Raw genomic sequence first — 14327 nt, forward strand, 5'->3', positions numbered from 1 at the left:
AGGTGTCTCACGATGGACATGAATCAATATTTATCCATGTTTATTGATGAGTCGAACGATCATCTGCAGTCATTAAATGAAAAAATGCTTGAACTGGAAGGCAATCCAACAGATCTGGGAATCGTGCAAGTTATTTTCCGCTCAGCGCATACGCTGAAAGGGATGGCAGCTACGATGGGCTTTGAAGATCTGGCGGCACTGACGCACCAGATGGAAAATGTACTTGACCTCGTCCGCAACGAAAAGCTGGCGATGCAGGAGTTCATTTTCGATACTCTATTCAAAGGTTTGGATGCACTGGAATCGATGGTGCAGGACATTACACAAGGTGGCGAAGGGAAAGCGGATGTTACAGCGATCGTGGAAGCATTGCAAGCGATTGTACGCGGTGACATTCCTACAGAATCCGCTGCAGCCGCAGCACCTGCTGCAGTAGCAACACCAGCGGCGCCGATTGCGATCAAAGATAGCGAAGGCATTGAACTGGATGAATTCCAGCAGTCCGTTATCGAACAATCCATGTCTGCCGGTCATCAGGCATTGTACATGGAAGTATCCATTCGTGAAGATTGTCAGCTGAAAGCCGTTCGTGCCTACATGGTATTCGATCTGCTGGAGCGTTACGGCGATGTAATCAAATCCGAGCCTTCCACACAGGATATCGAGCAGGATAAATTCGAACGTAGCTTCGCCCTTTATTATGTGACTCAAAAAGATCCTGCTGAACTGGAGCCAATGGTAACCAGCATCTCCGAGATCGAGAGTGTAAAAGTTACCCAACTGGATGTGGATTCACTTAAGCAGTTTGCTGCTTCCAAAGAAGTGGTTGCTGAGCCTGTATCTGCACCTGCACCAGAAGTTGCAGCACCAGCTGCCGCAGCAACTCCGGCAGCGAAAGCGCCAGCAGCACCTGCCGCAGCACCAAAAGCCGCAGCCAAAGCACCAGCACCGGCTCCATCGCGTACGATTCGCGTTGATATTGACCGTCTGGACGTCCTGATGAATCTGTTCAGCGAATTGCTGATCGACCGTGTTCGTCTGGAGCAATTGGCAAGCGAAGTGAAGGTTCCTGCCTTGACTGATACAGTAGAGCATATGGGACGTGTAAGCAGCGATCTGCAAAACATCGTACTCAAACTGCGCATGGTACCTGTAGATACAGTATTTAACCGTTTCCCACGTATGGTTCGAGACCTTGCTAAATCACTCGATAAAAAGCTGGATCTGATCATTACTGGCGCTGAAACTGAACTGGATCGTACCGTTATCGATGAAATTGGCGACCCGCTCGTTCACTTGCTGCGTAACTCCGTCGATCACGGTGTTGAATCCGTAGCTGATCGCGTAGCTGCAGGCAAGGACGAAACCGGTACCGTCAAACTGAGTGCATTCCACAGCGGTAACCATGTCTTTATCGAGATTGAAGACGATGGACACGGTATCAACCGTGATCGCGTGCTGCAAAAAGCACTGAAAAACGGTGTAGTTTCCCAAGAGCAAGCCAACAGCATGAAGGACGAAGAAGTCTACCAGCTGTTGTTTGCACCGGGCTTCAGTACTGCCGAAGTTATTTCCGATATTTCTGGACGCGGCGTTGGTCTGGATGTTGTAAAATCGAAAATCACTTCTCTTGGTGGTCATGTGACAGTATCGTCGGAACTGGGTAAAGGCACCAAGTTCTCGGTACAACTGCCACTGACTCTGTCTATCATTTCCGCGATGATGATTCGCGTCGGTTCGGAAAAATATGCGATTCCGCTGACTTCAATTGTGGAAACAGGTATTATCAAAGCGAAACAGGTACGTGATCTGCATGGCAGCCAGCTGATTCCTTATCGCGATACGCATATTCCACTGCTGTCCCTCAGTCGTGTGTTTGAAGTTCCTGACTTCGATGAGCGCGAGGAAGAGGAAACGGAGATTGTCGTAATCCGCAAAGGAGACAAACTGGCGGCAATCGCTGTCGAGAACTTTATTGGTCAGAACGAGATCGTTCTGAAAAGTCTGGGCGGTTATCTGCCAGATACACAGGGAATCTCCGGTGCGACGATTCTCGGTGACGGCCAGGTCGCTTTGATTATTGACCCGAATGCATTTATTAAATAATGCAGTCCATTTATTGAGGAGGATTTACCCATGGATGAATTGAAAGTTATCGTATTTAAATTGGCAAAAGAAGAGTACGGTATTGAAGTCGATAAAGTACAAACAATCGAGCGTATGCTGCCGATTACACGGGTTCCCAAAACGCTGGATTTCGTAAAAGGGGTTATCAACCTTCGCGGCGTGGTTATTCCAGTAATCGATTTGCGCGGACGCTTCAATCTGTCGCAAGCCGAATATACGGATCAAACGCGTATCATCATCGTGGAAGTGGACAAAATGCAGGTCGGTTTTATCGTCGACTCTGCCAACGATGTCGTCGACATCAAACGCAGCAGCATCGAGAAACCGCCTGAAGTGGTTGGCGGCGTAAAAGCAAGATACCTGGACGGTGTGGCAAAGCTTGACGAAGAACGGCTGCTGATCATGCTCAACCTCGCGGAAGTACTCAACAAAACCGAGGTTGTGCAGCTGGAAGGTATTGAGGACTAATGGATCTCTTCAAAAAACTTGAAGGATTCAAAATGGATGTGCTCAAAGAAGTGGGAAACATCGGGGCAGGCAATGCAGCCACTGCCCTTTCCCAGCTTCTGGATAAGCCCATCGATATGGCTGTACCGAAAGTGCAGATTTTGCCGTTTGAGCAAATTGCTGACAAAGTCGGCGGCCCTGAACAGATCGTGCTCGCCATCTTCTTCCGTGTGGAAGGGGATGCGCCGGGCAATCTGTTTTTCATTCTTACACCTGAAGCAGGCAAGGGCTTGTTGCATCGCCTTGCCGGTCTGGAAGTAAGCGACGATGAGCAATTCAGCGAAATGGAGCAATCGGCACTCGCCGAAATCGGTAACATCTTGGCAGGTTCCTATCTGTCGTCGCTCGCCGATTTTACACGCTTGTCGATGAGCCCTACCGTGCCGGGTCTTGCGTATGATATGGCAGGCGCTATTTTGAATTACGGACTTCTCCAATTCGGGGAAATGGGTGACGATGCACTATTGATCGATACAACATTCCTAGAAGGTAAAGAAGAAGTGGAAGGACAATTTTTCTTGATTCCCGATCCCGAATCATTTGAAAAGATCTTCATTTCACTAGGAGTTCCGTTGCAAGATGATTGAGGAACAACATGTCGTTAAAGTGGGTATGGCTGATCTGAATGTCGTGAAAACGGCAGGCGTTATCCGTACGACGGGATTGGGTTCATGTGTGGGCCTTACCCTCTACGACAAAAACATTCAACTGGTTGGCATGGCGCATGTCATGCTTCCGTCATCGGATATTGCCCGTGAAGGGCAAGTGAATATAGCGAAATACGCAGATACTGCTCTACCAGAGCTGGTAAAGCGTATGCTAGGTCTGGGAGCATCCAAAACACGGCTAGTCGCCAAAATGGCTGGTGGGGCGCAGATGTTTTCCTTTTCCAGCGGCGGTGATCACATGCGGATTGGTCCCCGTAATGTGGAGGCATGCAAGTTATTTCTGAAAGAGCAGCATATTCCTTTGCTTGCGGAGGACACGGGCGCCAATTACGGACGCACAATCGAAATGGACTGTACTACTGGTCTTTTGTCGATTAGAAGTGTACAAATGGGTAAGAAGGAAATATGAGGCATGATAGGGAATACTAAAATAAACCTATGGTTCGGAATCATAGGTTTTGCGATTACCTTTTTTGCCTCTTTCGGAAATAACCCATGGACCACAAGCCTCGTTCGAGGCTGTTTTGGATTTGCTGTATGGTTTCTACTGGCATTTTTGTTGCGCTTCATGCTCGGGATTCTAGTGAATCCCGTGAGCGCAGCCAAAAAGCCACCATCCACAGGAAATAGCGGACAATCTGCAGCGGTACAACAGGCTTCACAGGAAGATCAGGATCGTGGGAACCGCCTGGATATTACTTCTCCTGATCAGGACAACGAACTGAACGATTTGCTGACACCGAAGCCGGATAATACCGGAGGACAGGAAGGATTTGCCCCTCTTGATCCGCCCAAACTGGTTTCAACCAAGCAACAAGATCCGGAGGAGCTGGCGAAGGCCGTACGCCACCTGACACAAAAGTAAGGAGGGTGAAAGCAATTGAGCGAGCAAAAAGGAAGCCACTTGAACCATATCGAGCTGTGGGTGCAGTGGAAAGAGCATGGTAATGTGGAAGCAAAAAAACGCTTGATCGAAAATTATCTTGGCACCGTGGAATATGTGTCCAGCCGCCTTGCGATCGGTCTCCCGAAAAATGTTTCCAAGGACGATTTGATGAGTAACGGAGTGATGGGTCTAATTGACGCCATTGAAAAATTCGATTATAAACGCGGTTTGCAATTCGAAACGTATGCCTCCTGGCGTGTGCGTGGAGCGATACTGGACGGATTGAGACAAGGAGATTGGGTTCCCCGCTCTGTACGCGAAAAAGCGCGCAAGATTGAAGATGCTTACCAGCAATTGGAACAGAAATATTTACGTTCTGTATCCGATGCAGAAATTAGTGAATTTTTGGATGTAAGTGAGCGTGAATTTCAGACTATGCTGCAAGATGTAGCAGTTATGACAATCACATCGCTAGAAGATCCTATTCGCGAAGAAGAATCGGAAACTCGCATGTCATTGATTGTAGATGAAAAAGCGAAAAACCCCGATCGTAGTGTAAATGATTTTGTACTCAAGGAATTGCTGATGAAGGGCATTGAGAAGCTTACCGAAAAAGAAAGAACGGTTGTGTCACTGCTGTACTATGAAGACCTTTCACTCAGTGAAATTGCGGAAGTTATGTCACTGTCTCCGTCTCGCATCTCGCAATTGCATTCCAAGGCGATTCTTCGTCTCCGGGGAGCACTGGACAAACAAAGAGGTCTGTTAATGCAGGATATGTAACGCCGTTTGTGAAAGGGGAAAAAGGCGTGACCTCTCAATTAACGCTCGACGAATATGTAAAAGTAAGTTTTTCGAATGACAAGTCGGCTGCTTATCTGGCATTTCAGACGTTTGATGAACAGTTTGCATGCACGGCTGAACAACTGGAGGGATTTTTGCGTACGCAAGGAATCACCTATGGCATCAAAATGGAAGAACTGGTCAAGCTGGCATCGCAGCCAGAACTGTATCAGACCGAGACCATCGAAGTTGCGCGCGGTACCGCACCGGTACCGGGCATCGACGGTTACATCCACCATGCGATAGCGATCGATTCCGAAAATAGGGGACCACTGGAAGCCGAAGATGGCAGCGTGGACTACAAAGAAATTTTACGTTTGAATAATGCGCTTCGCGGTCAGCTGATCGCCGAAAAGGTTGATCCACAGCCTGGTGAGCCGGGCATTGATGTAGCGGGAGAGCGAATCCCCTACAAGCCCGGTAAAGAAGCGCGTTTCAAGCTTGGCAAAAACATTGTACTTAATCCGGAGCAGACAGCCATTTATGCAGCCATTGACGGTGTGGTATCGCGTACGGACAACGATAAGATCAATGTCTTTCCCGTGTATGAAGTGAACGGCGATATTGATTATCATACCGGCAATATTGATTTTGTCGGTACGGTGGTCATTCGCGGCAATGTGCTTTCCAATTTCCGTGTACGGGCATCCGGGGATATTCGGGTGGTTGGTGGAGTGGAAGGTGCCGAACTGGAAGCAGGCGGCTCGATTGAGATCACCGGCGGTATTATCGGTTATAACAAAGGGCTGGTCAAAGCAGCAGTCAATGTCAAAACCGGTTTTATTCAGGAAGGCAATGTACAGGCTGGTGAATCAGTCATCGTCTCACAAAGCATCATGCACTCTCATATCCAAGCAGGAGAAAGTATCCGCTGTGACGGTCCCAAAGGGCTGATTGTTGGCGGACAACTGCAAGCGGGTGAAATGGTCGTTGGTCGTACCATCGGCAATACCGCTTTTACCGTAACCGAAATTGAGGTTGGCGTTCTGCCGGAACTGCGTAATCAGCTTGTCGTGCTGCGGAAGGAACTCAAAACACATAACGAAAATCTCGACAAAACCGAGAAAGCTTTAACCCTTCTGGATCAACTGGCATCTGTCGGACAGCTGGGACCGGACAAAATGGCATTGCGAATCAAATTGTCGGCTACCAAAAAGAGCCAACTGCGTGAGCGCGATGACATCAAAGATAGCGTACTAGAGATTGAACGGCGACTGGAGGAATCCGGTAAAGCCAAAATCGAGGTCATGCATACGATTTATGGTGGATCTAAGCTGGTCATCGGACGCTATACGAAGTATATTAAAGATACGGCACAACGAGTAAGCTTTGTGTTCCAAGACGGAGACATTACGATGGTGGCGAATCATTAATTTCAAATAAGGTGGGTGTTGGTAATGGGCATGAGAGCTGTGGAATTACAAATTGCGGTACCGCGTACAAGTGAAGCTGGCAAAATTCAACAGGAACATCTGATGCGTCCATCCATTGAGCAGTCGATTCTGGCTGATCGTACCCTTGAGCAGGCGGAGCGAATGAGAACCCGTAGTGATGGCGTCAAGCAATCGGCGGATGCGTCGATTCATGATGGTCATCCGGGCGAGCAGCATGCTCAGCAACAGCATCATCAGCAGCTAGAAGACGAAACGCAACCTGCTCCTGCCGAGCATCCATACAAAGGCAAACATATCGACCTGTCCTTTTAAAAGACAGGTTTTGTTTGCGATATTATGACATATTGATTTAGGGTGAGCTAACTATGGGTGATTTGCCTTCATGGGTATATATCGTATTGCTGGGAGCACTCGCCGTTGTCTACGGTATGGTGCTGCCACGCAAGAACAAGAGCCAGCCGGAAGAAACGGTCGCCACTGCCACAGTTGAAAAGGTAGAGGATACGCTGGAGCATTACATGACCGAGATTGAAAAGGAAAACGAAGAGATTATTGATCTCGTTTCAAAAATTAAGCAGGAATCATCTGCCAAGCAAATCGCTCTGCAAGAGCAGGTTAGCGAAATGCGTCAGCGGCTGATGGAACTAGAGCAACGTGCGGCTACTGCGGCTGTCCAGCCGATAGCAGCAGCTCCTATGATGCCTGCTGCCGTTCCAGCTCCACCAACGGACATGAACGGTCTGAATCGTCAGGGAGAAGAGCTGATGAAGTCGGCAGCACGAATGATGCAGGAACAGCAGCAGGCAGATAACGAGCCGGAGTTGCCCCAACAGGAGCGGATTCAGGATCGTTACCCTGAGCTGTTCAAACTGCATGACAATGGCAAGTCGGTTGATACGATAGCCAAAACGGTTGGTTTGCAGCGCGGAGAAGTGCTGCTGATCCTGCAGCTTGCCAAACAGGAGGAACAATCGTGATCAAAAATCGTTCATTTATGATTGGCATTGGTGTCGGTATTATCGTTGGTGCCATTTTATTGCAGCTTGTGAATATCGGCAAAGGACAAACGATGCTGAATGGCATGCAGTTGACTCCAGAACAGATTCAACAGGCAGCACAGGCTCAAAATATGCAGATTTATAGCTCAGATGAGCAGGTGTACAATAAAGAGCAGTGGCAGGAATTGCAAAAGCAGGAGGCAACCAAAAAAGCCCAATCGCAAAAGCAATCTGATACGACGGAACCGACGAGTACCGACCCGGAAGCACCAACCAGTCCAGAGCAGCCGGATAGCTCATCGAGCAATTCCATCAGCTCTACAACGGCTCCCGAACAGCCGCAATCTTCATCTGTTAGCTCGACGACCGATCCAAGTGAGCCAAAGTCCTCATCAACGTCTTCGGCAACAGATTCGGAGCAACCTACATCGTCAGCTGCAAGTACAAGCAGTACATCAAATAAGACAGCGACTACTCAGCCATCCAAGGCTGCCACGCCGTCTACCGTACAGTTCAGCATTAGCGGTGGTGAGATGCTAAGCGATGTTGCCTATAACCTAAAAAAGCAAGGTCTGATCAGCAGCCAAAGCGATTTTGTTAGTCGTGCCTCGGAATTGAATGCCAACAAGCATTTGCAAATTGGCAATTATCAGATTAATGCTGGCGATAGCTATGACAAAATCATTAAAGAAATTACCGGACAGCCATCCTCCTGATGTGCATATTGCACAACAGCCAGGGTGGCTGTTTTAGTATAAAAAAAGTGGGAAATGAATGACAAAATATTGAGGTTGCAACCAACAAGATATTTATGATATATTAACTAATGGTGTTAAAACACACGCATTCCGATTTCGAGCAGAGGTGCTTTTCGTATGAAAAGTTTTGCCGGAAGATGAAGGATGCGGAGGCACACAAAAAACCAAAACATTAGGAGGAACACAAACATGGCAGTTATTTCCATGAAACAGCTTCTCGAAGCTGGGGTACATTTCGGTCACCAAACTCGTCGTTGGAACCCTAAAATGGACCGTTACATCTTCACTGAAAGAAACGGTATCTACATCATTGACCTGCAAAAAACGGTTAAAAAAGTTGACGAAGCTTACAACTTTGTAAAATCCGTTGCAGCTGACGGCGGTACAATCCTGTTCGTTGGTACAAAAAAGCAAGCTCAAGATTCCGTTAAGGAAGAAGCTGAGCGCGCTGGTCAATTCTACATCAACCAACGTTGGTTGGGTGGTACACTGACTAACTTTGAAACAATTCAAAAACGTATCAACCGTCTGAAAGAACTGGAAAAATGGGAAGAAGACGGTACTTTCGAAGTACTTCCTAAAAAAGAAGTTATCTTGCTTCGCAAAGAAAAAGATCGTCTGCAAAAATTCCTGGGCGGTATCAAAAACATGAGAGGCCTGCCTAGCGCCCTGTTCATCATCGATCCTCGTAAAGAGCGTATCGCTGTTGCAGAAGCACGCAAACTGGGTATCCCAATCGTAGGTATCGTTGATACTAACTGCGATCCAGACGAAATCGACTATGTAATTCCAGGTAACGACGACGCGATCCGCGCTGTTAAACTGTTGACTGGAAAAATGGCTGATGCAGTCATCGAAGCTAACCAAGGCGAACAAACAACTGCATAATTGCCGCTGACGCGTCGATATAGCAATGAATGCTTTCTAAAATAAAAGGGTGGTTGGCAGGTGTAAACCTTTCACTGCCCTTTTTTTAAGGTAATCGGGAATTTTATTTCCTGATGAAATATGGTAAGCTTCTACTGGATATGGTTGGAGCGGCGGCTGTGATGCCGTCAGCAACGCACGATTTGCAACAATCGGAGCGTTTTGCACACAGGTACTTAACTTAAACTTTTGACTATATGGAGGTCACACTAATGGCAGTTAACGCAAGCGCAGTAAAAGAGCTTCGTGAAAAAACAGGCGCAGGTATGCTGGATTGCAAAAAAGCGCTGGAAGAAACAAACGGCGATATCTCGAAAGCAATCGACGTACTTCGTGAAAAAGGTCTGTCCGCAGCAGCAAACAAAGCTGGTCGTGCAGCAACAGAAGGTACAGTTGAATCTTACATCCACGCTGGCGGACGTATCGGCGTACTGGTAGAAATCAACTGTGAAACTGACTTCGTTGGTAAAACAGATCAATTTAAAGACTTCGCTCGCGACATCGCTATGCAAATCGCAGCAGCAAGCCCGCTGTATGTTCGTCGTGAAGAAGTACCTGCTGAAGCGATCGAGAAAGAAAAAGAGATCCTGAAAGCACAAGCTCTGAACGAAGGCAAACCAGAGAAAATCGTTGAAAAAATGGTTGAAGGTCGCATCAACAAGTACTACGAAGAGTACTGCCTGATGGAGCAATCCTTCGTTAAAGATCCAGACAAAACAATCAGCCAACTGCTGAACGAAAAAATCAGCACAATCGGCGAAAACATCTCGATCCGTCGCTTCGCTCGTTTCGAGCTGGGTGAAGGTCTGGAGAAAAAAGAAGATAACTTTGTTGAAGAAGTTATGGCACAGGTTAAACGCTAATCTTCCAACCGGAAGATGGACATACCGGAAAACGATTCGGAAATACAAACAAGGGAGGGGACACAAACTGTGTTCCTTCTTTTGTAAAATCGTTTAATTACGGCAACCTTAAAACGGCACATTCGGCGATAGGTAACCGATGTTCCGCGATCATAACTAAATTTACAAAGTGGAGGGTATGCATTTGAATAAGCCTGTATTTAAAAGAGTGGTCTTAAAAGTCAGCGGTGAGTCGTTGTCGGGAACGGCTGGGTACGGTATTGAAGCCAGCACGATTTCTTCCATTGCCGAACAGATCAAAGAAGTTGTCGCATTGGGTGTGGAGGTTGCAGTCGTATGCGGCGGCGGTAATATCTGGCGTGGGATTGCGGGCAGCCAAGGCGGCATTGACCGTGCAACGGCTGACTATATGGGTATGCTGGCCACTGTGATGAACTCGCTGGCACTGCAAGACGCACTGGAGCAAATCGAGGTGCCTACGCGTGTACAGACTTCTATCGCGATGCAGCAGATTGCTGAGCCATACATCCGCCGGAGAGCGATCCGTCATCTGGAAAAGGGACGCGTCGTGATCTTTGCGGCAGGAACAGGCAATCCATTCTTCTCCACAGATACAACAGCAGCACTGCGTGCAGCTGAAATCGAAGCAGAAGTAATTTTGATGGCGAAAAACAAAGTCGATGGTGTCTACTCGGCAGATCCGTTCAAAGACCCAACGGCACAAAAATTCGAACAGCTTACATACCTCGAGGTGCTGAACCAGAATCTGGGCGTTATGGATTCAACCGCATCTTCGCTGTGTATGGATAACAATATTCCATTGATTGTGTTTGCAATTACCGAACAAGGCAATATCAAACGCGTTGTACTTGGTGAAAAAATCGGAACCATTGTTAAAGGGAGTGTAGACTAATGCCTCAAGGAATTAAGAAAAGCGCTGAAGAACGCATGCAAAAAGCGATCCAAGCACTGGGTCGCGATCTGTCGACACTGCGTGCAGGTCGCGCAACACCATCCATTCTGGATCGTGTACAGGTGGAATACTATGGAGCACTGACACCGGTAAACCAGCTGGCAAACATTACAACACCAGACCCGCGCACACTGATCATTCAGCCATGGGATAAAACATCGCTGAGCGATATTGAGCGCTCCATTATGAAATCGGATCTCGGTCTGACACCTGCGAACGATGGTAACATCATTCGCTTGTCCATTCCAGCACTGACGGAAGAACGCCGCGCCGAACTGGTCAAACTGACCAAAAAATTCGGTGAGGAATCCAAAGTGGCAATCCGTAACATTCGCCGTGATGCGAATGATGATATCAAAAAACTTGAAAAAACAGATATCTCTGAAGATGAATCGCGTGGTCATCAGGAAGATGTACAAAAGCTGACTGATCGCTTCATCAAGGAAGTCGACAACGTACTTGCTGCGAAAGAAAAAGAGATTATGGAAGTGTAAGAGACTTGCGACCCCTCCGAACGGTGGGGTTTGTCTCTTTTCACACTGTATGGAGGAAAAACGATGTTCAAGCGTGTTCGCTCGTGGTTGGATAAAGACGAACAACAGCATACCAGCGAGCTCTCGCCGGATAATGTTCCCCATCATATCGCCGTTATTATGGACGGAAACGGTCGTTGGGCGAAAAGTCACGGTATGCCTCGTGTCATCGGACACCAGAACGGCATGAAAGCCGTTAAACGGGCCACTATGGCCGCCGACGAACTTGGAGTTAAATATTTGACGATGTATGCCTTCTCCACGGAAAACTGGAAACGGCCGAAAGACGAAGTCGATTTTCTGATGAAGCTGCCTGCTGAATTTGTGGCAACGGAGCTGGATGAGCTAGTTGAGCGCAATGTACAGGTACGCCTAATGGGCGATAAAAGCATTCTGCCTTCCTACACGCTGGAACCGCTGGAAAAAGCGATGCGTGATACGGAACACAATACCGGTCTTGTGCTGACATTTGCCTTAAATTATGGCAGTCGAATCGAGATTACCGAAGGCGTCAAGCAGATGGTACATGCCGTTCAGGAAGGCAAGCTGTCTGTCGATGACATTACACCGGATACATTCGGTCAGGTACTGCAATCATCTGGATTGCCCGATCCCGATCTGTTAATTCGGACAAGCGGGGAGCTACGTCTCAGCAACTTTATGCTGTGGCAGCTAGCTTACAGTGAATTGTGGTTTACACCGATTTACTGGCCGGAATTTGGCAAAGAACATATGATCGAAGCAGTAGCGGAATATCAGCGCAGAATACGCAGATATGGCGGGCTGTAAGCCGTACTCACGGCGATACCCCTGTTGTTTCGGATGGAGGATAAATTGTGAAAGAGCGGATAATCACTGGTATCATAGCCGCAATCGTATATCTGGGACTTTGTCTCTTTGGAGGGTATGCGTATCAAACCCTTTTATTGGTGATGGCGCTTGTCGGATTTTATGAATTTACAACGATGACAAAGGCGGCTCCGTTTGGAGCACCGGCGGTGATCGGTTACATTAGTGTCGCATATATGCTGTTTCCCTGGACACTAATGGATCTGACACCGCCATTGTCGGTTGATCATATGATATGGATCGTCATGCTGCTACTGCTGTCGATTACGGTGATTACCAAAAACCAGCAGGACATCAAGCTGATGGCGTTGCTGTTTATCGGTGCATTTTATATCGGCACCGGTTTTTCCTATATTGCCGAGACGAGGCAAGCACCAGACGGTCACGGTTTGTTCTGGACCTTTATGCTGCTTTGTTCCATCTGGGCCAGCGATATTGGAGCGTATTTCACAGGGAAGGCGCTTGGCAAAAACAAACTCTGGCCTTCGATTAGCCCGAACAAAACGATAGAGGGTGCAGTGGGCGGTATCTTTTTTGCCATGCTTGCAGCGGTCGCCTTCTCGATCATATCACCGACGCTATTTCATATTGGCAATGCGCTCTTGATTGGCCTGGCGGCAGCTGTTATCGGACAAATGGGCGATTTGATTCAATCTGCTTACAAGCGTGTGTATGGCATCAAGGATTCCGGTAAAATCCTGCCTGGTCATGGTGGTATTTTGGATCGTTGTGATAGCTGGCTGATGGTATTCCCGTTTGTGCATATTCTAATGCTTATGCCTTTCTGATCATTTGCAACAATACAGGTACTCAAGACGGAGGCTATAATGAAAAAGATCGCGATTCTTGGTTCAACTGGCTCGATTGGTACCCAAACGCTAGATGTGGTACGTGCTCATGCAGATCAATTCAAAGTGGAAAGTCTGGCAGCTGGCAGCAACGTGGAACTGGTTGTAGAACAGGCGCTCGAATTCCAACCGAAGCTGGTATCTGTTTCCACAAAAGAACTGGCGGAACAGGTGCGTGAACGATTACCACAATCCATACATGTACATTATGGAGAGCAGGGATTGATCGAAGCTGCCGCTCATAATGATGCGGATACCGTCGTTACAGCAGTGATGGGTAGTATGGGTCTACCATCGACATTGGCAGCGATTGACGCAGGCAAAACGATCGGTCTTGCTAACAAGGAGACGTTGGTTACTGCCGGTCATATCGTGACCGAACGCGCTCGCAGCAAAGCGGTAGCCATTTTGCCAATTGATAGCGAGCATTCGGCGCTATTTCAATGTCTTAACGGTGAGCCGCGAGAGCGTATTACTGAACTGACATTGACAGCATCCGGCGGTTCGTTCCGCGACCGTACGCGGGATCAATTGCGTGACGTGACCGTCGCCGATGCGCTCAAGCATCCAAACTGGTCGATGGGCTCCAAAATTACAATTGATTCAGCGACAATGGCAAACAAAGGGCTGGAAGTAATCGAAGCGCATTGGCTGTTTGGCATGACATACGACCAAATCTCGGTTGTATTGCATCCTGAAAGTATCATTCATTCGTTTGTGGAATTTGCTGATACAAGCATTATTGCGCAGCTAGGCAATCCTGATATGCGTGTGCCGATTCAATATGCACTCACCTATCCAGATCGTCAGCCATCTCCATCCACCCGATTGTCGCTCGCTAAGGTCGGTCAATTGAATTTCCGTGATATGGATTACGAACGTTTCCCATGTTTGCGCATGGCGTTTGAAAGTGGACGTGCAGGTGGAACGGCTCCGACAGTATTCAATGCTGCAAACGAAGTTGCTGTTTCCCGTTTTTTGAAGGGAGAGATTTCGTTTTTGAATATTGAAGATATTATTGAGGATGCGCTCCAGCATCATGATGTCATCTCATCGCCTGATCTGGAAACGATCCAGCAGGTAGATGCTGAGGTTCGCCAGCGCGCTGTCACCGCATTTGCCTAATAGTACGGCTGTCTCTGATTGTCAAAAG

Annotated in this window: 17 protein-coding genes; all 17 read left to right on the plus strand. The window is 47.8% G+C overall.

The features are described 5' to 3' along the window. Positions 1-12 precede the first annotated feature (12 nt). The 17 genes from ABXR35_RS05325 (at position 13) to ABXR35_RS05405 (ending at position 14299) form a co-directional block, all read left to right on the plus strand. Positions 13-2106: a chemotaxis protein CheW gene (locus tag ABXR35_RS05325; RefSeq protein WP_367056467.1), complete on the plus strand. Its 2094-nt coding sequence runs from the start codon at positions 13-15 to the stop codon at positions 2104-2106. Between the two features lie 30 nt (positions 2107-2136). Further along, positions 2137-2595 (plus strand): chemotaxis protein CheW, encoded by a 459-nt coding sequence (locus ABXR35_RS05330; protein ID WP_367056470.1) that lies wholly within the window; start codon positions 2137-2139, stop codon positions 2593-2595. Then, positions 2595-3221, plus strand: a complete 627-nt coding sequence (locus tag ABXR35_RS05335; protein ID WP_367056473.1) for a chemotaxis protein CheC — start codon at positions 2595-2597, stop codon at positions 3219-3221. Before ABXR35_RS05330 ends, ABXR35_RS05335 begins: the two co-directional genes overlap by 1 nt. Continuing rightward, complete coding sequence (locus tag ABXR35_RS05340) at positions 3214-3711, plus strand: chemotaxis protein CheD (protein WP_367056476.1); 498 nt, start codon at positions 3214-3216, stop codon at positions 3709-3711. Before ABXR35_RS05335 ends, ABXR35_RS05340 begins: the two co-directional genes overlap by 8 nt. A 183-nt stretch (positions 3712-3894) precedes the next feature. Then, positions 3895-4167, plus strand: coding sequence for a hypothetical protein (locus tag ABXR35_RS05345; protein ID WP_367056479.1), 273 nt, complete (start codon positions 3895-3897; stop codon positions 4165-4167). A gap of 15 nt (positions 4168-4182) precedes the next feature. Further along, positions 4183-4971, plus strand: coding sequence for a FliA/WhiG family RNA polymerase sigma factor (locus tag ABXR35_RS05350; RefSeq protein ID WP_367056482.1), 789 nt, complete (start codon positions 4183-4185; stop codon positions 4969-4971). A 26-nt stretch (positions 4972-4997) separates the two neighbouring features. Beyond that, positions 4998-6404, plus strand: coding sequence for a flagellar assembly protein A (locus ABXR35_RS05355; RefSeq protein WP_367056485.1), 1407 nt, complete (start codon positions 4998-5000; stop codon positions 6402-6404). Between the two features lie 24 nt (positions 6405-6428). Further along, positions 6429-6737 (plus strand): hypothetical protein, encoded by a 309-nt coding sequence (locus ABXR35_RS05360; protein ID WP_367056487.1) that lies wholly within the window; start codon positions 6429-6431, stop codon positions 6735-6737. A 53-nt stretch (positions 6738-6790) separates the two neighbouring features. Beyond that, positions 6791-7402 carry a hypothetical protein gene (locus tag ABXR35_RS05365; protein WP_367056490.1) on the plus strand — a complete coding sequence of 204 codons (612 nt, stop codon included), beginning with the start codon at positions 6791-6793 and terminating at the stop codon, positions 7400-7402. Beyond that, positions 7399-8139, plus strand: coding sequence for a hypothetical protein (locus ABXR35_RS05370; protein WP_367056493.1), 741 nt, complete (start codon positions 7399-7401; stop codon positions 8137-8139). Before ABXR35_RS05365 ends, ABXR35_RS05370 begins: the two co-directional genes overlap by 4 nt. A 231-nt stretch (positions 8140-8370) precedes the next feature. Next, positions 8371-9069 (plus strand): 30S ribosomal protein S2, encoded by a 699-nt coding sequence (gene rpsB / locus ABXR35_RS05375; protein WP_367056496.1) that lies wholly within the window; start codon positions 8371-8373, stop codon positions 9067-9069. 251 nt (positions 9070-9320) lie between these two features. After that, entirely contained in the window at positions 9321-9971 is a 651-nt protein-coding gene (gene tsf / locus ABXR35_RS05380) for a translation elongation factor Ts (protein WP_367056499.1), read from the plus strand. 184 nt (positions 9972-10155) lie between these two features. Further along, positions 10156-10884 carry a UMP kinase gene (pyrH, locus tag ABXR35_RS05385; protein ID WP_367056502.1) on the plus strand — a complete coding sequence of 243 codons (729 nt, stop codon included), beginning with the start codon at positions 10156-10158 and terminating at the stop codon, positions 10882-10884. Then, positions 10884-11438 (plus strand): ribosome recycling factor, encoded by a 555-nt coding sequence (frr, locus tag ABXR35_RS05390; protein WP_367056505.1) that lies wholly within the window; start codon positions 10884-10886, stop codon positions 11436-11438. Before pyrH ends, frr begins: the two co-directional genes overlap by 1 nt. A 63-nt stretch (positions 11439-11501) precedes the next feature. Continuing rightward, complete coding sequence (gene uppS / locus ABXR35_RS05395; RefSeq protein WP_367056508.1) at positions 11502-12266, plus strand: undecaprenyl pyrophosphate synthase; 765 nt, start codon at positions 11502-11504, stop codon at positions 12264-12266. Between the two features lie 47 nt (positions 12267-12313). Continuing rightward, entirely contained in the window at positions 12314-13114 is an 801-nt protein-coding gene (locus ABXR35_RS05400) for a phosphatidate cytidylyltransferase (protein ID WP_367056511.1), read from the plus strand. 39 nt (positions 13115-13153) lie between these two features. After that, positions 13154-14299: a 1-deoxy-D-xylulose-5-phosphate reductoisomerase gene (locus ABXR35_RS05405; protein WP_367056514.1), complete on the plus strand. Its 1146-nt coding sequence runs from the start codon at positions 13154-13156 to the stop codon at positions 14297-14299. Positions 14300-14327: the final 28 nt, after the last annotated feature.

Origin of the sequence: Paenibacillus sp. JQZ6Y-1, from assembly GCF_040719145.1 — a bacterium.
In the GTDB taxonomy this organism is placed as follows: Bacteria; Bacillota; Bacilli; order Paenibacillales; family Paenibacillaceae; genus Saccharibacillus; species Saccharibacillus kandeliae.

Excerpts from the sequence above, each read along its gene's own strand:
- ABXR35_RS05365 (WP_367056490.1), top strand. The coding sequence starts at position 6,791 with ATGGGTGATTTGCCTTCATGGGTATATATCGTATTGCTGGGAGCACTC.
- ABXR35_RS05325 (WP_367056467.1), top strand. The coding sequence starts at position 13 with ATGGACATGAATCAATATTTATCCATGTTTATTGATGAGTCGAACGAT.
- rpsB (WP_367056496.1), top strand. The coding sequence starts at position 8,371 with ATGGCAGTTATTTCCATGAAACAGCTTCTCGAAGCTGGGGTACATTTC.
- ABXR35_RS05335 (WP_367056473.1), top strand. The coding sequence starts at position 2,595 with ATGGATCTCTTCAAAAAACTTGAAGGATTCAAAATGGATGTGCTCAAA.
- uppS (WP_367056508.1), top strand. The coding sequence starts at position 11,502 with ATGTTCAAGCGTGTTCGCTCGTGGTTGGATAAAGACGAACAACAGCAT.
- frr (WP_367056505.1), top strand. The coding sequence starts at position 10,884 with ATGCCTCAAGGAATTAAGAAAAGCGCTGAAGAACGCATGCAAAAAGCG.
- ABXR35_RS05330 (WP_367056470.1), top strand. The coding sequence starts at position 2,137 with ATGGATGAATTGAAAGTTATCGTATTTAAATTGGCAAAAGAAGAGTAC.
- ABXR35_RS05340 (WP_367056476.1), top strand. The coding sequence starts at position 3,214 with ATGATTGAGGAACAACATGTCGTTAAAGTGGGTATGGCTGATCTGAAT.
- tsf (WP_367056499.1), top strand. The coding sequence starts at position 9,321 with ATGGCAGTTAACGCAAGCGCAGTAAAAGAGCTTCGTGAAAAAACAGGC.
- ABXR35_RS05405 (WP_367056514.1), top strand. The coding sequence starts at position 13,154 with ATGAAAAAGATCGCGATTCTTGGTTCAACTGGCTCGATTGGTACCCAA.
- ABXR35_RS05360 (WP_367056487.1), top strand. The coding sequence starts at position 6,429 with ATGGGCATGAGAGCTGTGGAATTACAAATTGCGGTACCGCGTACAAGT.